Genomic DNA, 21,251 nt, shown 5'->3' with positions numbered 1-21,251 from the left:
AGGCAGCTAATGGCTGCCTTTTTTGAACCTTACGCTAAAAGCTTCCTCTAACGAGAACCGAGCACTTCTTTGCTTAAGATCGCCTGCCACTCTTGTTCCGTCACAGGCATGATCGATAAACGATTGCCGCGCTTCACCAATGGCATTTCAGATAGTTCAGGCATGGCTTTAAGAGTCGCTAATGGGATCAAGCGTTCAGTCACTCGAACAAACTCAACATCAACCATTATCCAGCGCGGGTTATCGGGTGAAGATTTAGGGTCGTAGTAATCACTCTCAGGGTCGAATTGAAAATGGTCTGGGTAAGCTTCTCTGGTTACTTTTGCGATCCCCGCTACACCCACTTTTTTACATGATGAGTGGTATATCATCACCAGGTCGCCAAGCTTGACCTCATCACGCATCATGTTTCGAGCTTGATAGTTACGAACTCCCTCCCAACAAGAGGTTTTTTGTACTCTTAGCGTCTGAATAGAAAAAGTGTCGGGTTCTGTTTTAAATAACCAATATGCCATAATAAATCCAATTAACGGTTGCTCCGAGGAAGATATAACATGAAGGTAATGAAAAACCCAGTGACATGGCTAGCCGCATTCGCGCTACAAGGCTGTGTAACCGCTCCAGAAACACCGCAACAACCTGAAGTTCCACCAGCAACCTTAGATGAACCTCTGAGCGTTCAGCCACAAACCTTCATCATGCGCGGTCAAGTTGTTGTAGGCCATGAAAGCCGTACGTTTACCCCTTGTGGTAGCCAACAACAATACTGGTTAGATATGTCCCCTGAGCTAGCGCTAGAAGCACAAGGGCTAGCAGCCAGACCTTATCAAGCTCTATATGGCGAACTGATTGGCCACCTTACCGTACCTAGCCAAACCGGCTACAACGCTGATTTCACGGCACGTTTCGTGGTTGATCAAGTCAATATCTTAACGGCAGAAAACCCTGAACGCTGCAACCAACCGCTACGCTCTACGCGAGTCTTTGGTAATGAGCCATTCTGGTCAGCCACCTTTGATAAAGACCAGCTGACCTACACCAAGATGGGCGAAGCACCTCAGGCTCTCGACATCGAATCAAGCCGCACCACGCCAAGCAGTCGTGATTACCAACTAGAAGGTAAAGCAACACAAGGCGAGCTCAATCTGAAAAAAGAGAACTGCAGCGACGGCATGAGTGACTCTATCTACGGCTGGGAAGCGAAACTCAACCTTAATGACAGCAAGTACAACGGTTGTGCAACAGTTTCAAACCAAGATCCTACACTGGACTGGAGTGGTACCTACTTCGCTAGCTCAACACAGAACTCAGGGTTCTCTATTAACCTAGAGCTCAACGATGATCACAGCGCAGTGACAACCTACTCTTACAGCAACGGGGATCCTTCTATTGTTGAACAAGGCTTCTGGCAGCAACTCAACCAAAACCAGGTTCAGGTTGTGATGACTCGCCACCAACAGCAATACCTGATCTCTGAGCGTATCTTCACACTCGATAACGGTAAGTTAGTCGCAGAGAAAGAAAAGGTCGGTAACATAGTTTACCCGATCGCCAATGGTGGCCTAGTGCTATTCGAAGCAAAGCCTGTACAAGCGCAAGCCAACACCGTTGATCTAACGGCAAGCCAAGTGAACTCCAGTGATCAATTTGATCCAAAAGTAGACCAAGCGATCCGCGAGTATTTTAAGATCAACAATAGCTCGCCTGATGATACTAAATATCGCTGGCTGACCTACGACCTCAACGGTGACGGTAAAGAAGAGTTGTTCGCCCAACTCGATTGGTGTGGATCAGGCGGCTGTACACTGCTGATTTTCGAGAACCATCAAGACAAGTGGCGCTTCAATAGCCGAGTAACACTGGTAAAAGGCGACATACGTGTAGGTAAGTCTAAAAATCACGGTTGGCACGATCTGATCTTCAATGTCAGCGGTGGTGGCGCAACAGCAGCCAAACACGCACTCTCATACACAGGTGTCAGCTACCCACTCAACCCAAGTGTTGCACCAGTAGCCGATGATGCTGATATCAGCGATGTGGTTTTGTTTGCTAACGACATCTCACCAGTACAAAGCGGAGTTAAGCTATAACCATGAGCGATCAGCAAGCTTGCATTGGGTGTGGTTTTACTCATCAATGTATTTGTCATCGAATACCGAATACTGAAAGCCAAATCCAGTTAGTGTTACTCACTCACGAGAATGAGCTAACACGAGACACCAATACCGGAAAGCTACTGCAACAATCACTCAAGCAGTGTCAGTCTTTTGTTTGGCAGCGCAAGACACCTCCAGCCGAACTACTGGCTTTGCTTGAAGATGAAACTCATCAGCCTTTGCTGTTATTTCCAAGTGATGAAAGCATTGAGTGCCAGCAAGCGGTATCGGATGCAGTGAGTGAACGAACGCCGTTATTCATCATCTTGGATGGTACATGGCAAGAAGCGAAAAAGATGCTCAACAAAAGTCCTTGGTTACAGACGATTCCTCAAGTACACCTCGATGTAACCAGTGAATCTTCATATACATTGCGCCGCAATCAAGACAGTGGGCACCTGTGTACCTGTGAGGTTGGCATCGAGCTACTTAAGGCATTAGATGAAGCTCAGCCAGCAAAGCAGATAGAGGATTACTATCAGCACTATCTAAAAGTATTCCAAGCGGACAAAAGTGGACACGCTCTCAGATAGATTAATGCGGAGTGCTTAAGTACTAAAATAAAAAGGGTGAGCCACCAGCTCACCCTTTTCACATCTCGCTTTAGTTCATTGAACAGAATAGTGTTTCACGTGAAACAACCAGACGTTTTGCCACTCATCAGAACAGCCGTTTAGGCTCTCCGAAGTAATAACCTTGTAGGTAGTCGACACCCATGTCTTCTGCAATTCGGCAGATTTGCTCATTATGAACAAATTCAGCGACCGTCTTCGCATTCAATATCTGACATAAGCTAACCAACTGCTGGGCTATCTTACGTTGCTTTCTATCCTGATCGATATTTCGAATCAGGCTGCCATCGAGCTTGATTACCTGAGGCTCGAGCTTGAGTATCTCATCGATGTTCGAATAGCCTGAGCCAAAATCATCAACAATGATATTCACACCCAGATCGCGGAAGTGATTACACACCTCGATTAAACGACCGTAATCCTGAATTTGTTCGGTTTCCAGCACCTCTAAACCAATACGCTGCGGGTGACTGATTTTCTTGATTGCCTGCTCAAGGTGAAGAATGGTTTTCTCGTTATTGAAATCCTGCGGTGCCAAGTTAATCGAGAACGAATCGGTTCGCTGACTCATAAAATCAAAGGTACGCGTAATCATCTGACGACTTAATCGAGTATAGAGATGCGTCCCCTCGATAATCGGCAAGAATTTCCCTGGCGCAATCAACTGGCCTTCTTCTTCAATTCGAACCAAACACTCATAGCTTTCGACCTGGTGATCATGTGCCGACACAATAGGCTGTGCACAGGCCACAATATTTTGGTTAAGTACCGCACGGCTCACACAAGACAACCACCCCAACTGCTCTTGGCGGTGCTTCTCTAGCTGAATAAGCGTCTTAGCACTCACTAAATGTTTGTTCTGACTGACGGCACTGCGCCTCGCATCAATTGCCTTCAGTAATAAGTCATCAATCGAGGTGGTTGGAAAATCCCGACGACTCGCAATGCCCGCACAGATAGACACAGAAAGATAATCAATATCTGGCAAGCCGGAGGGTTCAAAGTTAACGTGCTCGGTTTGGTCAGAAAACTCCGAGAAACGTTGATGGATATGTTCTTGGCTCGCCCAGCTATCAAAGACCACCGCCCATTCGCCAATACCGATACTGTAAAGCTGACATCCTTTATCAAAGAACTGCCACAACGCTTTCTGAAAGTAATCACTCAAGTCATGAAGAAGTTTGTCACCGACTCGATAACCATACTTCTCATTGATTTGACCAAAGGTCGTTACCTTAAGAGCCAATAAGTGGCTATCAATCGTCATCTTCGATAACTTCTCACGCAGAACACTTCGATTGGGCAAACCTGTACGACGATCGATTCGATAACTTGCGGTTAATGCCGTGGCTTGCTGCTCAATCTTGGTCGCCATGCTGTTATTCATGTCATCGACATCTAAAAGAGCATTACGAATAAGAGAAAACAGTGGCGAGATGTTGGTCGCTGGTTGGCTCTCAAACAGAGGAGCAGCCTTACCCTCACCCTCCCTAAGCGCAAGATACGTTAAGCTATGGTGCAGAATTCTTTGCTGCCCATTGTCTTGAAACAACTCGCCCATACAGTACACACCATAGGTGTCGGCAAGCTTTTGGAAAACCTCAACCTCTTGGTTACCATCAATAAAGTCTAGCCGTGAGATACAGTTGTAAATAAAGAATTGCTCGGGGCGATGAGCAGCGACCTGCTGCACACCTAAACGAACTTGCTCCAAGGTTAATGATGGATGGTCGTAACAAAACCTAACCTCATCGCCAACCTCAAATGAACCGCTAAACTCAATCTCACCACTTTCCTTAATCTTGAGTGGCATGTAAATATTTTGAGCTTTTGGATCACCAACCATCATCGGAAAGTTATGCAGTTGCTCAAACGGAACCTCGAGCCCATCAGCCAGGTAACGATTGTAGAGTTCACGAATCGGCATGCCATCTAATTCTGCTAAGCAGTTATCGTGAGCCGCCGTCACTCGGAAAGTACGACCAATCGGATTCCACTCAGTGTAATAACCTTTAGTGATTGCCAGGTCATCACTATGCAGCGCTACCATCACGTAGGCACTCTCATAGCACACGCCATCCAGCATGACCCATCGACCGCTGTCTGTTGATGTTGAGGCACCACCGCAGATAGGAAATGAATATCTCGATTGCTCAAAAGCAGCAAATAAAGCTCGATTATTGATCTGCAAGCGATCGGCAAAGCAGATAATACTTTGTGTTTTCTCATGACAACCCAGTTGCTGATACATAGCTTGGCTATCAAGCACTGGTTGTTCACTGTATTGAACTACACCACAAGAGTACGAAGTCGCATCAAAGCGAGTGATAATCAGATAAAGGCCTTGGTGGAGAATGACACCTTGACGGATGTAGTGGTTGGCACTGCAACCTATCAATTTAGCCTTGGGGAAGTTTGATTGTATGACTTGGCAGGCAGCCAAAACCTCGTCTTTCTGGAAAGACGAAAACACCTGAATCAGTAGAGGTTCATGACGATGAAAACCTAGCTTTTCCAATTCACGATGGGTTTGTTCTATGTCTTGTATCAGAAGAGAGGTCGACTGCATATTCACATTAATCGTTGTGTTAATGATCAGTTATTGTGCTTTCTATCGATAAGGCATGCACGGAATACTTACGATCATCTTATGAATAATGTGACCTAAGTTAGACATCATTCACCCCACCACAAAACAGTCACTAATGGTGGTTAAGCTGTTTCGCAAGCTACTGGTATAGCTGCTTACTCGCTTTAATAACTAAAACAGTCGCTTAGGCTCACCGAAGTAATAACCTTGTAGATAATCGACACCCATCTGTTCGGCTATCTCACAAACCTGTTGATTGTGAACAAACTCAGCGACCGTTTTGGCATTAAACACTTGGCACAATCGCACCAGCTGAGAAGCAATGTTTCTCTGCTTCTGGTCTTTGTCTATGTTACGAATCAAACTGCCGTCGAGCTTAATTATCTGCGGCTCCAGCTTGATGATCTCATCAATGTTGGAGTAACCAGAGCCAAAATCGTCCACGATGATTCTTGCTCCTAGCGAGCGGAAGTGGTCACACACCTCAATCATACGGCCATAATCTTTGATCTGCTCAGATTCGAGCACCTCGAGCCCAAGTCGAGTGGGATCGTTCATTCCACTAATCGCAGTCTCAAGTACCTCCAATGTCTTATCACTTAGGAGATCTTGCGGAGAAAGGTTGATGGAGAACGGACTCTGCTTATCTGCCATATAGCCGATGGTGTTCTTAATCATGTGGCGACTAAGACGTGTATAAAGATGGGTGTCGGCAATCATAGGTAAGAACTTACCTGGTGGCACAATCGTCCCATCAGACTCCATGATTCTCACCAAGCACTCTTGACCAATCATTTCGTGCGTCCCCGCCTCCACAATCGGCTGTGAGTAAGTGATGATGTTCTGATCTAAAATCGCTCGGCTTACGCAGCTCAACCAACCGAGCTGCTCTTTACGATCTTCTTCGCTCACCTGAATATCTTTGGCGTTGGTAATATGAGTATTGTTACGCACGCCATAACGTCGAGCTTCAATCGCTTTCAGCAAGATTTCATCACCGCTGTCAGTCAAGAAGTCACAACGACTGGCAAAACCACCACACAGAGACACCGACAAATAATCAATGTCGGTTAAGCCATACGGCTCAAAGTTAATGTGTTCGATATCATCCGCAAATTCAACGAAACCTTCTTTTATGCGCGCACTGTCAACACTCGCATTAAAAATGATCGCCCATTCACCCACACCAATACTGAACAACTCAACCTTCACGTTCGGTTCTTTCACCACACGAAGCTGCAAGCGTTCAACAAAGTGATTGGAGAGATCAAGCAACAACTGGTCACCGACTTGATAACCATACTTCTCATTCACTTGATGAAAATTAGTCAACTTCAGAGTTAGCAAGTGCTCACTAAAAAGAATCGTGTTGAGTCGCTCTTTCAAAACAATCCGGTTAGGCAGCCCAGTACGAGAGTCGATACGATAACTCTCAGTTAAGCGGCGTGCCTGTTGATGAAGTTTCTTCTCCATCTGTGTGTTCATGCTATCAAGATCAGCCACTGCATTTCGTACCAAGTTAAGCAGCGGTGAAACCGTAGAGTCACACTTAAAGTCTTCACAACGAAACTCATTTATCTCGTCAGACTCTCTCATCGCGATATAAGTTAGGCTGTGGTGAAGAATGTCTTGACGCTCTTCAGTACGATAAAGCTCACCCATACAGTAAGCACCACACGTATTCACGATCCCTTCAAACGGCTTCAGCTCTAGTTTGCTATCGATAAACTCCAAGCGAGAAACACAGTTATAGATGATTACAGACTCAGGTTGATGCATGGCAAGCATCTCGGCACCATGGCGCACCTTTTCTGCAGTGAGTGACGGGTGGTTATAACAAAACTGAGCTTCTTCACCTATCTGCCAAGGACTATCAAATTCGATACTGCCATCATCATTGATGCGCAACGGCGTAGAAATGCCTTTCTTTCTGCCAAGCTCACGATAGAGCGGAAAGCTCATTAGTTGGCTAAAAGGGAGATCTTTGCCATCAGCCAGGTAGTGTTTGAACACCTCAATAGCAGGCTTGTCATTCAACGCATACAGGCGGTTCCCTACCGCATGAGTCACTCGTAGCTTCATCCCAATAGGGTTCCACTCAGAGTATGCGTCTGACCAAGCCTTCAACCTCGGATTGGTCAAAGCGACCGCTACACACGCGTGTTGGTAAGTTTGTTCGTTATGCATAACCCAACGCCCGTGCTCATTTTCGTGACACAATCCACCAGCCACGGGCAATGCGTAAGAGCTATTTTCAAAGGCGCCGTAAATAGGGTAGTCACGACCTTCAACCTGATCACACAGGCTGATGACGGTTTTGGTATCTTTCGAGAGATCGAGTTGAGAAGCGAGGGCTTGGCTATCTTGGTTTGGGTTACCAGTAAAAGGCTGCACCGCTGAGGTTAAACGAGTTTCGTTGAACTCACTAACAATCACTAAGGTACAGGTGCTCTCAAGACAGTTATCACAGATAACATGACGGGCACTCTGGCCGATCAGTGTCGCATGGCTTAGATGCCCCAGTGCCACACTGGCAATTTGACGAGCCATATCAGGTGATTGAGTAGAGAAAAGTTGAATTAGGTATTGTTTGCTGTCACACCATTCGCGCTGAGCAAATTCGGATCTAAATTGCTCCTCTGTATTTGCGAGAAATGTATATGTTTGCATGCCAACCCTTGTTCAAATTCTAATGGAGTAGAGAACCCGCAACCACCGCTATGACTGAAATGAATCGTAAAAAGTAATCGCCAATTATCCTAGCCTAAACAGGCTGTTAATGGCGACTAATGTAACAATTCACTATCATAAATGCGACACAATAAGCTCGCAGTAGAAATTAAATTAGTCGCATAAGGTCACTGAGTTGATCTATTTCAACATCAGGAAGCACACTCGCCTTCGAAGAAAGGTATAAATTGGAACCAGTGTCATTAAACCAGCATGCTTGGAAGCCATTTTTCTTCGCTCCGTAGACATCAGTTCTCAGGTGATCCCCCACATGAAGAATGTTATTCGCATCAAAACCTAGGTATTGCTGCGCTTTATCAAACATGTCTGGGTAGGGTTTTGCTCTGCCGTCAGGGCCAGCTTTGAGGATTAACTGGAAGTATTGCCCAAGGCCAATTTTATAGGGGTCGACATTACCATTGGTTATCGCCACTAAAGGAACACGCTGGGTAAGTTCCGCCATGACGCGGTGTGTTTCTTGAGGGACATCGACTTGATTACGCAACCACAACGCGTGCTCGATACCATCATGAGCCGCTTGTTCCGCTTGCTGCTGCGAGTAACCCAACTGCAGTAAACCAGTCTTAATCTGGGTTTCACGCCACAAGGTGACATCGTGCTTTAGCTGTGGGTTTTCCAATGCGACTTGTTGTTTTACAGCTTGCCACTCTTCCAAAGATAAAGAAGTAGACACAGGGTGCTCTTGAAAAAGCCACTGCGCCATCTCCTTCTCAACCTTCATGATCACAGGCCAGTTGTCGTATAGGGTGTCATCCAAGTCAAAGGTCATGGCTTTGATGGGCTGTAACCCTCGATAAATTCGCATAGTAAAACCTTTAATCTAATCTTTGTTCTTCTTACGAGCTCTGGGATGAGCCTGATCATAAGCTTGTGCTAAGTGTTGAAAATCCAAATGAGTGTACACTTGAGTAGTCGAAATGTTTTCATGACCCAACAATTCTTGAACAGCACGTAGATTTTGGCTCGATTCAAGTACGTGGGTCGCAAAGGAGTGACGCAGTTTGTGCGGGCTAATATGGCTCGCTACAGATTGCTTCTTACCCCACTCTTCCATACGTTTTTGCACACTGCGGTGTGAGATGCGTGTTCCCAGCTTAGAAACAAACAGCGCGTCCTCTCCCGGAGAAGCCAATTCACCGCGGACTCGCAGCCACTTATCGACCCACTCTTTGGCTAAGCCCGAAAATGGCGCCTTGCGCTCTTTGTCACCTTTACCGATGACTCGGATTTCTCCTTGGCGGCTCAGCACGTCTTTGAGGTTAATACCAACCAGTTCAGCAAGACGCAAACCAGCACCGTACATCACCTCCATCATCGCTCGATCACGAATCGACAGCGGATCGTCTTCATTCACGTCAAGCAACTGACCGACTTCATCTACATCGAGGTTTTTTGGTAACGGGCGCTGCTTACGAGGTGCAGAGACCCCTTTTGCAGGGTTTGCAGTGATTTCGCCACGTAAGACAAGAAAATCAAAGAAGCTACGCAGTGACGATAAGCGAGTCGCAATACTGCTTGCCTTCATCCCGTCACGCATGCCTTTACTGGCAAGTTGCCTTACCCAAGCCGCATCGACTTGACGCCAATCCTTTAGCCCCAGTGTGACTAAGTGTTCGGCCATGGTTTCAAGTTGTTGTTTGTAGTTTCGCTGGGTGTGTAGGCTGAGTCCCTTCTCGCTTCTGAGATATTCATAGAAGCGAGAAAGAGGCTTTTGAAGGCTATTAGGAAGAGGTGTTTTGGGCTCTAGGCTCATTATTTATCTGCCAAGGTAAGGTGTCCGCCAGATGAGACACAACAAGTGCTAAGTGGCGTAAAAAGAGCGTATCCATATGAGGTTGGAAATGCCCGCCATCTTCACTAGAAAAGGCGAGTAACCCCAATGGAGACTGCTTAGCGAGCGGTAGTACTACATAAGAGCCTAGCTCTGGAACCGGGAAATCACCAAACAAATCTTGTCTGTCAGCTTTTCTTAAGCGCCCAAGGTAGGCATCTTTGCCATTAAAGTGGTTGAGTGAAAACTTCGAGTAGCCCTCTTCGCTGAGCTGATAAAAACCCGTTTGCGAAAGGATTCGCAAATGAGCCTTCAACCCTAGGTCGAGTGCCTTTTGCTCAACCGCTTTAATCACCTGCATGAAGTCACTGCATTTCAGTACTTGCGCTTGCAGGTCCATAAACTCATAGAAGGTTTTATCGTTACTCGCCGCCAAAGACATCAAGCCAGTGATCTCTTCTTCTAGCTCTTCGATTCTCTGGCGTTGACGTTTAAGCTGAATCTCCACCAGAGAAACGGCACCCTGCTCAACGTTATTAATAGCAAGGCGATCCACCAAATCTTTTCGGTCTTGGAAAAAATCTGGGTTATCACGTAAATATTCCGCGACCACTTCTGCGGTGAGAGCGTCGGCTTCAACGTTAGACAAAACCTATCCTTTATTTTTTATGTATCTATCTGTTATATGTAGAAATCAGCAAGAAAGCTGGCCATCAAACACATGCGTAGCAGGGCCTGTCATATACAGAGGTTTACCCGGGCCTTGCCAACTAATGTGTAAGTCACCGCCCGGTAGACGAACTTTCACATTTTCAGCCAGTAAGCCTTGAGTGATACCCACTGCAACAGCACCACACGCACCACTACCACAAGCCTGAGTTTCGCCCGCTCCACGTTCGTAAACACGTAGACGAACTTCTTCACGGTTAACCACCTGCATAAAACCAGCATTGACACGCTCAGGGAAACGCTCATGTGATTCAAGCAGTGGGCCCAAGGTATCCACATCGGCCGTATCGACATCATCAACGACAGTGACCACATGCGGGTTGCCCATGCTAACCGCGCCACAGAATAAAGTGTGTGCATCGGTTCTTAGGATGTAGGTCTTTTCAGGTTGCTTCGCTTTAAATGGGATCTTGCTTGGTTCGAACTCAGGAATGCCCATGTTCACGGTGATCAGGTCATTATCTTCAATCTTGAGAACCATTTTACCTTTCTTGGTGCTGACGTTGATGCTGTACTTATTCGTTAAGCCTTTCATACGAACAAAGCGTGCAAAACAACGAGCACCATTACCACACTGCTCCACTTCACTGCCATCTGCATTAAATATGCGATAATGGAAATCAGTTTCTGGGTCATAGGGAGCCTCAACCACAAGTAGCTGGTCAAAGCCCACACCAGTGTGACGATCCGCCAAACGACGGATCAAATCTGGAGAAAAGAAAATATTTTGAGTAATGCAGTCCACGACCATGAAATCATTGCCCAAACCATGCATTTTAGAAAAGTGGAAGTGCATAACGCTTTAAATTACTCCGGAAGAATGTTTTCAAGTTCCCACAAGCTCGTAAGCTCTTCACGCTGACGAACCAAATGAGTTTTGTTGCCATCAACCATCACTTCAGCCGCACGCGAACGAGTGTTGTAGTTTGAAGACATGACAAAACCATAAGCACCAGCTGAGCGAACAGCAAGTAAATCGCCCTCTTCAAGCACTAGCTCACGATCTTTACCTAGGAAGTCACCCGTCTCACAGATAGGACCAACCAAGTCATAAGTCACGGCTTCACCCTGATGCGGGCTGACAGGAACAATGTCTTGCCAAGCTTGGTAAAGCGCTGGACGCATCAAATCGTTCATTGCTGCATCGATAATGGCAAAGTTCTTGTGTTCAGTTGGCTTGAGGAACTCAACTTTCGTTAATAGTACACCAGCGTTAGCAGCAATCGCTCTTCCAGGCTCGAAAATCAGCTCTAGATCAGAATGATTTTCTAGACGCGCCAATAGTGCTTTTGCGTAATCTGAAGGTTGTGGTGGCAATTCATCACGATATACCACACCCAAACCACCACCAACATCAAGGTGCTTAATGTTAATACCATCAGCACGTAGTTGGTCGATCAGAGCAAGCAAACGATCAGTCGCATCAATGAAAGGCTCGATGTCAGTTAATTGAGAACCGATGTGGCAATCAATACCATGGATAGACAAGTTCTCAAGTGTTTGTGCAAAAGCGTAAACGGCAGGCGCACGGTCGAAGGCAATACCAAATTTGTTATCACGCAGACCTGTCGAGATATAAGGGTGAGTGTTTGCATCAACGTCTGGGTTGATACGCAGTGAAATCGGCGCCTTAACACCAAGCTCACCAGCGACTTTATTCAGTCTCTCTAGCTCTGGCTCAGACTCTACGTTGAAACACTTAATGTTTAACTCAAGCGCACGTTTCATTTCAGCGGCTGTTTTGCCGACACCAGAGAACACAACTTTCGCCGGATCGCCACCTGCAGCCACAACACGCTCTAGCTCACCGCCAGAAACGATATCAAAGCCAGAACCTAATCGAGCTAGGGTATTCAATACGCCAAGGTTCGAGTTCGCCTTAACGGCATAGCATACCAAGTGTGGATGCTCACCAACCGATGAATCAAACGCATTCCAGTGGCGTTCTAATGTAGCACGAGAATATACATACAGCGGTGTACCATATTGCTCTGCTAGTTGTGAAAGTGCGACGTCCTCAGCCCAAAGCTGGCCATCTTCCTGATAGTTGAAGTAATCCAAAGTTCTTATCCCTTATAAATAACGATTTCTGCGTGTTTCACTTATTGTGATTGTTCAGTCTGCTGAACTTCATCAGGATCGTACAAAGGACCCGTTTGACCACAACCAGAAAGTCCAATAACGGACACCATAAACAGAGCGGTAATTAATTTTTTCATTTTGCATATCGTGATTATTAACTCAATGCCCCCTATAATCGCACCACACTCAGGAAAAGCAATAGGATAGAAAGGATGAACGAGACTGAATTTCATCAACTGGTCGATATACAGATGCAAAACATCGAAGAAGCTATCGATGAATCAGAGGCAGATATTGATTACGAAGTGACTGGTAACGTAATGACGCTGGAGTTTGAGAACCGCAGCCAAATCATTATCAACCGCCAAGAACCAATGAAAGAAATCTGGTTAGCGTCTAAATCTGGTGGTTTTCACTTCAAGCTAATCGACGACAAGTGGACATGTTCTAAAACAGGCATGGAATTGTTTGAGATGGTTAAAGAAGAATGCGCGAAGCACGCAGATGAAGCGATCGATTGGGTCTAATCATTTGTAAGCAAAACTAAAAAGGAGTGAATCAATCACTCCTTTTTTAATATCAATCAGTCTTAGTAAGACTAGATGTTGACTATCTTTGAGCTCCGAGAAGCTAAAGTCGCATCGTTACGATAAGGTACAACGTAAGAGTTGCCCTCTTCTGGATGAACGATTTGGTAGTACTGAGGTAAGTTAAAGTTAATCAACTTTGACGACATCTTCGACTCATCTTTTACCGACGTGTAGAAAGAGTTTACGCTCGCGATCATCTCATCTTTTTCACCGCTGTACTGGTGATACACCTCAACCTGATTCGACTCGTCCAATACATAAATATTGAAACCTTTATCGGTATCTTCGAAGAAGAACTGAATTAAGCCCTCACTCGCAAAACCATCCACCACTTCTGGCAGTTGATACTCCTGCTCTTTATCGAGCATCAGCAAAGGTGAACCCTTCAACTTATTGGTTGAGATACTACGGTAGAAATCAACCGAGTTTTCCAACATCTGTACCGAAACACCACGGCGCTCGAAGAACAGACCAAACATCTTGTTGGCTAAACGAATAGCCTTAAAGCGGCGGCGTTTCTCTGGTTCAATCGGTTTCAATCGTAAGTCGATACACTCAGCAAGCAGTTGATACACCATATTACGCATCACGCCACGCAGGTTTTTGCTGTAACAGAACACATCAACCGACTCTGGCGGCAACGCATCTTGGTGCATTTTACCAAGTACCGTCTTAAGGGCATCCAGCATTGCCGTATCACCTTGGAAATGCAGCGTACGTACTTCATGCCAAGAGTTACGATAAACCAAGTCGACACTGCCGACTAAGCTCTTACCTTCTTCACCAAAGCTGAAGATATCTGCATTCTTCAGATCGACCTTCAAAGCACGACCGCTTAATTCAGAAGTCGGATCGTTTTCAAAGTTAATGAACATCGCCAGCTGGCTGATCTCACACGGACTCGCCAGTGCTTGCATACTCGGACGGCGTTTACGTAAAGAGAAGGTATTACGTAGGTCGCTCACCATTTGATAGAACTTATCGATATCAATGTGGGCGTCACGAACCACAGAATGCAAACGTGTCGATTCCGTAATCAAACCATTAAAGAATGACCATGCAACCAGCTTACTCAAGTACTCATGGTGCTCGAGCGAAGGCTGACCAAGAATGCGGTGCGCAATAAGCGGCTGTTTGTACAAGTACCAACCCGCTTTATTCGATTGCCCTTGGCGAACCTCTATAAAGCTCAAGTCAGGTTCATGCAGATCCGGAGAGATTTGCGGATTCAGTAGCGTCACTTTGCCCGGTAACACCTCAAACGCAGCATAAAGCTTACGTGCCAAGATACTGATATCTTGTGGGCTGATTGCCGATGTGATGTCGTTACGACGTGCAAATTGAATCAGGTTACGATAGCTCAACATCAAGGCATCAAGCAGTGCGTGGTGCACCACTTTCACCTGCTCAACCTTCCAGTTACGTCGGTTATCGAGCTCAGCAATGGTTTCCTGTCCCCAATTCCAAGACTTAGTCATCTCGGTTAGGGCTTCACGGCGCCATGCTACAGAACCGATACCTGCTTCACGCGACAACTTCTCGTGGGTCTTAAGGTAGAAACAGCGTCTCACCAAATCCAAACGAGTGTGGTCGTTAATACGCTCTAGGTAGCGAGTTACCTTTTCTAGCATCAGATAGTAGCTATCCATGCCATACAGATCCGGTTCATCCGCAAAAAAGCGACGCTTGGTATCGATACTCAAGAGTTGGGTGTTTGGGTATTCCCATGAATAGGCTTCTAGCAAGATCGCCTTTAACACCGATTTATACGGTGAGTCGATACTCTTATAGAGCTGCCACAAGTTAGAACCAAAGTACTCTTCTGCAGGAATGCGATTCAGCTTACCGAAATCAATCCACTGCGAACAATCAAGATAGCCATCCTGGCACAAGCCTTGAACATATTCGTCATAGCACTCTTCCATTTCTGGCGGAATGATTTGCCACAACAAACGTTGACCAGCCAAGCGAACCGCTGAGCGATAGAACTCATCAAGCAGTAATAAGTGCTGTGAAGAACCACAGTTATCACCGGTCATCTCTTCTGAATGGTTCGAACGGAAACGCTCTTCATCCATTAAGAAGAAGTTAGCTTCAACGCCTAAGGTTTCAGCCCAGTCGGTAATCAACAGACATTTATTGGTAAGGCTATCGCGAGCTGGGCCGTCCATATCCGGAGATACACACACCCAGATATCGAGGTCGCTTGACGTGCTTTGACCAATAGAAGAGGTACTACCCATGGTGTAAAGGCCAAGAATTGCGGGCTCCGCAGACTCGGTTAGCTTGCCACCTAAAGTAAGTTCAGTATCAGAGACAAATTGCTTTTGGAATTCATTAAGCGTGAAGCTACGAATTCCAAAAGGAACTTGTTGATCATAATAACCAGGCATCATTGGATGATTGAAGTGAAGCAGTGCGGGAATAAGATTGAAAACTCGTTGACCTTGCACATTCATCAACGCCAACGCACGATCAATGCGCTGTTGATTTAGATTGTCTAATCGTTGAATCAATGTTTGAGTGTAAGCCTGCAAGGTAAGTCCTTGGTTTGAGATTAAATGCACTTCTGTTTAGTTACTGAACGAAAGCAGCAACAAAACGTGATCAATTTAACACTTTTACCCCTAATGGTAAAGCAAAGGAAGCCGCCAGACCGGCCAATTCCTTAATGACAAAAAGTTAAACTCACGGCGCCGTAGTGTCCTCTTTATTGACTATTTCTAATAATAGCCCATGTTTCAAATGAGATACCAATCACACTATTTTGGTGAACTTATGAAAATCTCTCAGCTATCAAAGCATGGAATGATCAAACAGTAAGAATTTTCGCCTCACAATGGTAGGATTAGGCTATTACAGAACCTATATCGGAAACACCATGACAAATTCAGCACCAATCCGTATCGCAACCAGAAAAAGCCCTCTTGCCCTTTGGCAGGCATACTTTGTAAGGGATGCTCTTCAAGCTGCTCACCCTGGTTTAGAGGTTGAGTTGGTAACTATGGTGACCAAAGGTGACATCATCCTAGACACTCCGCTTGCCAAAGTGGGTGGTAAAGGTCTGTTCGTAAAAGAACTTGAAGTGGCAATGCTAGAAGGTCGTGCTGACCTTGCAGTTCACTCAATGAAAGATGTACCTGTCGACTTTCCTGAAGGCCTAGGTCTAGTGACGATTTGTGAACGTGAAGATCCTCGTGACGCATTCGTATCAAACACATACAACAACATTGATGAACTACCACAAGGTGCTGTCGTAGGTACATGTAGCCTGCGTCGTCAGTGTCAGTTACTGGAATACCGCCCTGATTTGATCATCAAAGAACTGCGCGGCAACGTGGGTACTCGCCTAGGTAAACTCGATGACGGCCAATACGATGCAATCGTTCTAGCGGCAGCTGGCCTTAAGCGTCTAAAACTAGAAGAGCGTATCCGTAGCTTTATCGAACCAGAGCAATCTCTACCAGCAGTAGGCCAAGGCGCTGTAGGTATCGAGTGTCGTCTTGACGATGAACGCCTAATTAAGCTTCTTGAGCCTCTAAACGATAAAGATACTGCAGACCGTGTTCTGTGCGAACGTGCAATGAACCTAACACTAGAAGGCGGTTGTCAGGTGCCTATCGGTAGTTACTCTCTACTAGACGGTGATAACATCTGGCTACGTGCACTTGTAGGTGAACCTGATGGTTCTAAGATGGTTCGCGGTGAGATCTCCGGCCCTCGTAAAGATGCTGAAGCACTTGGCGTTACTCTGGCTAATCAACTGCTGGATGACGGTGCGAGAGAAATCTTAACCAAGCTATACGCAGACCAAGAATAATCATGACTGTGTTGGTAACTCGTCCCGGTGTAGAGGGACAATCGCTTTGCCAACAACTAGCGGATGAAGGGGTTCAAGCGATCCATCATCCGCTTATTCGTATCATTGATAATCCAGACACAGCCAACTTAAGCCTCCGGCTCAACAACAGCGATATCATCATCGCTGTCAGCCATCATGCCGTGACCGCGGCTCAAAATATCCTTTCTAAAACTTCGTCCGTTTGGCCTACTTCGCCGCTTTATCTTGGCGTTGGTCAAAAAACTGCGCACGTTTTAAGCAAAGTCTGTAAACAAAAAGTAAACTATCCTCAAGTTAGTGATAGTGAACATCTTCTTAAACTTGCTGAACTTAGAGACGTAAATAACAAATCCATTTTGATACTACGTGGGAACGGTGGGCGAGAGCTCATTCGAGATTCTTTGCTCAACCTAGGTGCACAAGTCTCTTATTGTGAGACCTACCGTAGAGAATATATTCCAATAAACGATCACAATACCTATCAAACATGGATAAACAAAAAAACGTCCAAAGTAGTCGTCACAAGTCAGGAACAACTGGAGTATCTGTGCTCCATTACCCCTGGTGAGTATTCTGCTTGGCTTTCAACGAGACATTTGTTTGTTCCAAGCAAGCGCATAGCACAACGAGCACAACAGCTCGGCTTCTCTAACGTTACGAATACTCAAAGTGCTGCGAACCAAATATTACTGGCTGCTCTCCAGCCCTAGCTAGAAACAGGAAATAAGCATGACAAGCAAAAAAAATAATGAGCATATTGAACCTGAACAGAACCAAGATACTCAGCCAGTAGCGACCAAAGACGAAAGTGCTGAATCAAAAGAAGCTGAGTCAAAGCTTGAGGCCCCAGCACCGAGTACGACTCACACCGAGCAGACTCAAGCCGACCACAAAGAACAAATTGAGAAAGCAGAAAAGCAAGGCAAGCGCGGCGTGAAATTCGGCGCTATCGCTATCGCAATTTCTATTATCTTCAGCGGTGGTATTGCCTTCCAAATGCAGCAAAAGAGTGCTGAATATTCAGATCAAATCGCAGCACTTCAAGCCCAGCTACAAAATACCCAATCTGCTGTAAATAAAGACCTGCAAGCCATCAAGCAAGAGACCATCCAAGAAGCATCACATGCGGTAGAGAAAACTCAGGTTGTACAATCTCAACAACAAAAGAGCATTCAAAGCCTACAGCTAGCGGTAGCTGATGTGAAAGGTCGTCGTCCGAATGACTGGCTGCTTGCGGAAGCCGATTACCTAGTAAAACTTGCTGGCCGCAAACTATTCCTTGAGCATGATGCTGTTAGCGCAACCAAACTTATGGAAAGTGCCGATCAGCGTATCGCCGCACTTAACGATCCAAGCCTAGTATCTCTGCGCCAATCTATGACTAACGACATCACTAAGCTTCGTACTATCCCTCTGATCGACCGCGATGGCTTAGTCCTACGTATCACAAGCCTTCAGCAACAAGTCGATAAGCTACCTTTAGCGAATGCGATTCTTCCTGAGGCTGAAATCGTCGAGAAAAAAGCCGTATCTCAAGACATCAATGACTGGCAAAGCAACCTGATGACGTCGATGAAAGACTTCTCAGAAAACTTTATCACTTTCCGTAGTCGAGATGGCGAAGTTATCCCTCTACTATCACCAGAACAGCACTTCTACCTGCGTGAAAACATCAAGGGTAAACTGGAAACTGCAATTCGTGCAGTCTACAAAGAGCAAGGTGAAGTTTATAGCGCAGCTCTAAAGACAGCTAATGAGTGGTCTAAGTCGTACCTAAACCAAGATAACAACTCGGTCATCGAATTCGAGAAGGCAATTAAGCAATTAAGCGAACAGAACATCACTGTTAAATACCCTGTGAAGCTTGAGTCTCAGAATCAGTTATCTGATGTGATTCGTGAACGTCTACGCCGTGAGGTGACGGTAATGACCTCGGAGGAGAAATAATGATTCGTTTGATTTTTCTTTTCCTTGTACTCGGTGCGGGCCTGTTTGTCGGTACCCAGTTTTCAGGTCAACAAGGTTATGTGCTGATATCAATTGCCAATAAGACGATTGAGATGAGTGTGACAACAATGGCTATCTTTGTGATTGTCCTTTTGGCTGCACTGTTTGGCTTAGAGTACCTATTTAAGAAGCTGATTTACGCAAGTTCAACAACTTGGAACTGGTTCAGTGTTCGTAAACTAAAGCGCTCTCGCCGCTACACCAATGAAGGCATCATCAAACTTCTTGAAGGTGATTGGAAAGGTGCAGAGAAGAAAGTCACACGTTGGGCTAACCACCACGATATGCCTCTGCTTTGTTACCTAGTGGCTTCTCAAGCCGCGCATGAGCAAGGCAACACTGCTGAACGCGATAAATACATCGAACTGGCTAGCCAACAAGATGATTCGCTGCTTGCAGTAGAGCTAACAAAAGCGAAACAGCAAATCAGTGAGTCAAACTATGAAGCTGCTTTCGATACGCTTTCTAGCTTAAAAGGTTCGCATCCAAACAACACTGCGGTTCTGGGCTTACTAAAAGCGACCTACATGCAGCTTAAGTTGTGGCAACCATTGCTGGAACTAACGCCTAAGCTCGCTAAGAACAAGCTTCTAACGGCAGAAGAACAGAGTGAATTAGAGCAGAAAGCACAATGTGGTTTACTTCACGATGTGGCACAACAGCAAGGCAGCGAAGGCTTAATCAGTCATTGGAACAAGCTTCCAAGAAAACAAAAGCAAAGCTCACACCTTGTCTCTTGTTTCGTAAAACAACTGATCGCCCGTAAAGCCGATGCAGAAGCTTTTACAGTTATCAAAGAGAACATTGCTAAAACAGGTTCGAACGAGCTCTACATGCTACTTCCAGAGCTGAATCTTGCTGATCACCACCCAGTGGTTGTTATGCTAGAGCGCGCTATCAGCAAAGATAGCAATAATGCAGAAGCACACAGTGCGTTAGCTCAGTTCTATCTAAGAGAACAGAAGTGGGCAGAAGCACAAAACCACTTCGAGAAGGCTCTGGCACTACGCTCAAATGTATCAGATTATGGATACCTATCAGATGCACTAGAGAAGCAGAACCTAACCAAAGCAGCCCACGAAGTGTCTCGTAAGGCACTCGCTCTAGTTCAACCAGCTTAAATCTCGCTGTATAAATAAGAAGCCGATGCCCAGCATCGGCTTTTTTGTATCTATAAATTACCTCTCAACAAGCCCTACCTCCAACAATATCACTCTGCAGAGTAAAGACATTTAGACCAGTCACTTAGCCAAAAATAAAGAGGGTTAAGAAATAGCACTAAAATGAAGCTCCTCAATAGCGCTTAGCGAAGCATTAGTGCCAATTCTAATAAGAGCATCAAAATAAGACCCCCCCCCCTTTAGACACAATTAGAGGAATGAAATATCCACGATAGACTACCAGTCATATCTTCCATTGTAGGGGAGATCATGTAGCGTCCAACCTCTGAACCTGTTTGTTACCAGAAACTACCAAGGTAAAGTCACTGTTGAGGTTAGGACTTTCATATCACGCTAGACTGAAGAAGTAATTGAAAATAAGTAACCTTATAAGACATTGCCAGAGCGATGAGAGTCTAAGACCTCGTGATCAGTAGCGTAATAATTAGGGGAACGGACATAACCTTTTCGGGAAGGTTTCGACCGCTGCACGTGACACTATGTTTCAGATAGAAGAAAGCCCGCTATTTCTAGCGAAGCTTCTTAATAAAAATCGTAATGACTAGCTTGTAAGAGAGAGGAGAGCGTTAGTCAAAGAGCAAATTGTCGAACCCCACAAAGCACGCGACTCTACTCGTAAGACTAGACCTTCAGATAAGTTATGGAATGTGGGGAGGGTTCTGGGTTGTGGACAAATCTTTTGCTTACTCTATCGACTGAAGAGTGACCACAGTGACTCAAATGCAATAAAGCCCAAGCAGTTATACTTGGGCTTAGCATAGTGGTGGAATTGCTGGGCTGGTATTCCATCGGACTAGTACACGAGCGGGACTCGTTGGTAGAAGACCAAATTATCGCACTCTAGAAACGACGAAAGACTAGTCGTAAGACTAGGCTTTCTAAAAGGTTTGATGTAGTTGAGTTGTCATTCTATCTATTCGCCAATTGATTACTGAATATACATTTTTGATAGATGTAAAAAAGCCCTGCTATTTCTAGCAG

17 protein-coding genes are annotated in these 21,251 nt (G+C 45.5%); 7 read left to right on the top strand and 10 right to left on the bottom strand.

The window, feature by feature from the left end; genetic code table 11:
• Positions 1 to 47: 47 nt before the first annotated feature.
• Positions 48 to 515 (bottom strand): EVE domain-containing protein, encoded by a 468-nt coding sequence (locus tag OH460_RS25940; protein WP_004740480.1) that lies wholly within the window; start codon positions 513 to 515, stop codon positions 48 to 50.
• Between the two features lie 39 nt (positions 516 to 554).
• Here OH460_RS25940 and OH460_RS25935 point away from each other — a divergent pair, with 39 nt between their 5' ends.
• Positions 555 to 2,090 carry a COG3650 family protein gene (locus tag OH460_RS25935; protein ID WP_270000045.1) on the top strand — a complete coding sequence of 512 codons (1,536 nt, stop codon included), beginning with the start codon at positions 555 to 557 and terminating at the stop codon, positions 2,088 to 2,090.
• 2 nt (positions 2,091 to 2,092) lie between these two features.
• Complete coding sequence (locus tag OH460_RS25930) at positions 2,093 to 2,689, top strand: tRNA-uridine aminocarboxypropyltransferase (RefSeq protein WP_270000044.1); 597 nt, start codon at positions 2,093 to 2,095, stop codon at positions 2,687 to 2,689.
• A 127-nt stretch (positions 2,690 to 2,816) separates the two neighbouring features.
• Here the strand turns inward: OH460_RS25930 and OH460_RS25925 are convergent, their stop codons facing one another.
• The 8 genes from OH460_RS25925 to lptM form a co-directional block, all read right to left on the bottom strand.
• Positions 2,817 to 5,297, bottom strand: a complete 2,481-nt coding sequence (locus OH460_RS25925; RefSeq protein ID WP_270000043.1) for a bifunctional diguanylate cyclase/phosphodiesterase — start codon at positions 5,295 to 5,297, stop codon at positions 2,817 to 2,819.
• 192 nt (positions 5,298 to 5,489) lie between these two features.
• Positions 5,490 to 7,988, bottom strand: coding sequence for a bifunctional diguanylate cyclase/phosphodiesterase (locus OH460_RS25920; RefSeq protein WP_270000042.1), 2,499 nt, complete (start codon positions 7,986 to 7,988; stop codon positions 5,490 to 5,492).
• A gap of 169 nt (positions 7,989 to 8,157) precedes the next feature.
• Positions 8,158 to 8,874, bottom strand: coding sequence for a 5-amino-6-(5-phospho-D-ribitylamino)uracil phosphatase YigB (gene yigB, locus OH460_RS25915; RefSeq protein ID WP_171731713.1), 717 nt, complete (start codon positions 8,872 to 8,874; stop codon positions 8,158 to 8,160).
• 15 nt (positions 8,875 to 8,889) lie between these two features.
• A complete protein-coding gene (gene xerC, locus OH460_RS25910) occupies positions 8,890 to 9,822 on the bottom strand; it encodes a tyrosine recombinase XerC (protein ID WP_061034253.1) in 933 nt (310 codons plus the stop codon).
• Positions 9,791 to 10,489, bottom strand: coding sequence for a DUF484 family protein (locus tag OH460_RS25905; protein ID WP_008221909.1), 699 nt, complete (start codon positions 10,487 to 10,489; stop codon positions 9,791 to 9,793). Before OH460_RS25905 ends, xerC begins: the two co-directional genes overlap by 32 nt.
• A 45-nt stretch (positions 10,490 to 10,534) precedes the next feature.
• The gene (gene dapF, locus OH460_RS25900) at positions 10,535 to 11,365 is read right to left on the bottom strand and encodes a diaminopimelate epimerase (protein ID WP_270000041.1); all 831 of its coding nucleotides are present in this window, start codon (positions 11,363 to 11,365) and stop codon (positions 10,535 to 10,537) included.
• Between the two features lie 11 nt (positions 11,366 to 11,376).
• Entirely contained in the window at positions 11,377 to 12,630 is a 1,254-nt protein-coding gene (gene lysA, locus OH460_RS25895; RefSeq protein ID WP_270000040.1) for a diaminopimelate decarboxylase, read from the bottom strand.
• A gap of 41 nt (positions 12,631 to 12,671) precedes the next feature.
• Complete coding sequence (gene lptM, locus OH460_RS27500) at positions 12,672 to 12,788, bottom strand: LPS translocon maturation chaperone LptM (protein WP_407829960.1); 117 nt, start codon at positions 12,786 to 12,788, stop codon at positions 12,672 to 12,674.
• 75 nt (positions 12,789 to 12,863) lie between these two features.
• Here lptM and cyaY point away from each other — a divergent pair, with 75 nt between their 5' ends.
• Entirely contained in the window at positions 12,864 to 13,178 is a 315-nt protein-coding gene (cyaY, locus tag OH460_RS25885) for an iron donor protein CyaY (protein ID WP_017111709.1), read from the top strand.
• 71 nt (positions 13,179 to 13,249) lie between these two features.
• Here cyaY and OH460_RS25880 read toward each other — a convergent pair whose 3' ends face one another.
• Positions 13,250 to 15,778 (bottom strand): class I adenylate cyclase, encoded by a 2,529-nt coding sequence (locus tag OH460_RS25880; RefSeq protein ID WP_061034256.1) that lies wholly within the window; start codon positions 15,776 to 15,778, stop codon positions 13,250 to 13,252.
• 344 nt (positions 15,779 to 16,122) lie between these two features.
• Here OH460_RS25880 and hemC point away from each other — a divergent pair, with 344 nt between their 5' ends.
• The 4 genes from hemC to OH460_RS25860 are packed head-to-tail and all read left to right on the top strand — an operon-like array spanning position 16,123 to position 20,210.
• A complete protein-coding gene (hemC, locus tag OH460_RS25875; RefSeq protein WP_270000039.1) occupies positions 16,123 to 17,061 on the top strand; it encodes a hydroxymethylbilane synthase in 939 nt (312 codons plus the stop codon).
• 2 nt (positions 17,062 to 17,063) lie between these two features.
• Complete coding sequence (locus OH460_RS25870; protein ID WP_270000038.1) at positions 17,064 to 17,792, top strand: uroporphyrinogen-III synthase; 729 nt, start codon at positions 17,064 to 17,066, stop codon at positions 17,790 to 17,792.
• Between the two features lie 19 nt (positions 17,793 to 17,811).
• Positions 17,812 to 19,029: a uroporphyrinogen-III C-methyltransferase gene (locus OH460_RS25865; protein WP_137409063.1), complete on the top strand. Its 1,218-nt coding sequence runs from the start codon at positions 17,812 to 17,814 to the stop codon at positions 19,027 to 19,029.
• Positions 19,029 to 20,210: a heme biosynthesis protein HemY gene (locus tag OH460_RS25860; protein WP_270000037.1), complete on the top strand. Its 1,182-nt coding sequence runs from the start codon at positions 19,029 to 19,031 to the stop codon at positions 20,208 to 20,210. The genes OH460_RS25865 and OH460_RS25860 overlap by 1 nt, the downstream gene beginning before the upstream one ends.
• The last annotated feature ends 1,041 nt before the right edge of the window (positions 20,211 to 21,251 follow it).

Source organism: Vibrio sp. Makdt (assembly GCF_027587015.1).
Taxonomy (GTDB): domain Bacteria; phylum Pseudomonadota; class Gammaproteobacteria; order Enterobacterales; family Vibrionaceae; genus Vibrio; species Vibrio chagasii_B.
The sequence above is the reverse complement of the archived record's forward strand: the minus strand, read 5'-3'. Positions and strand labels throughout refer to the sequence as shown.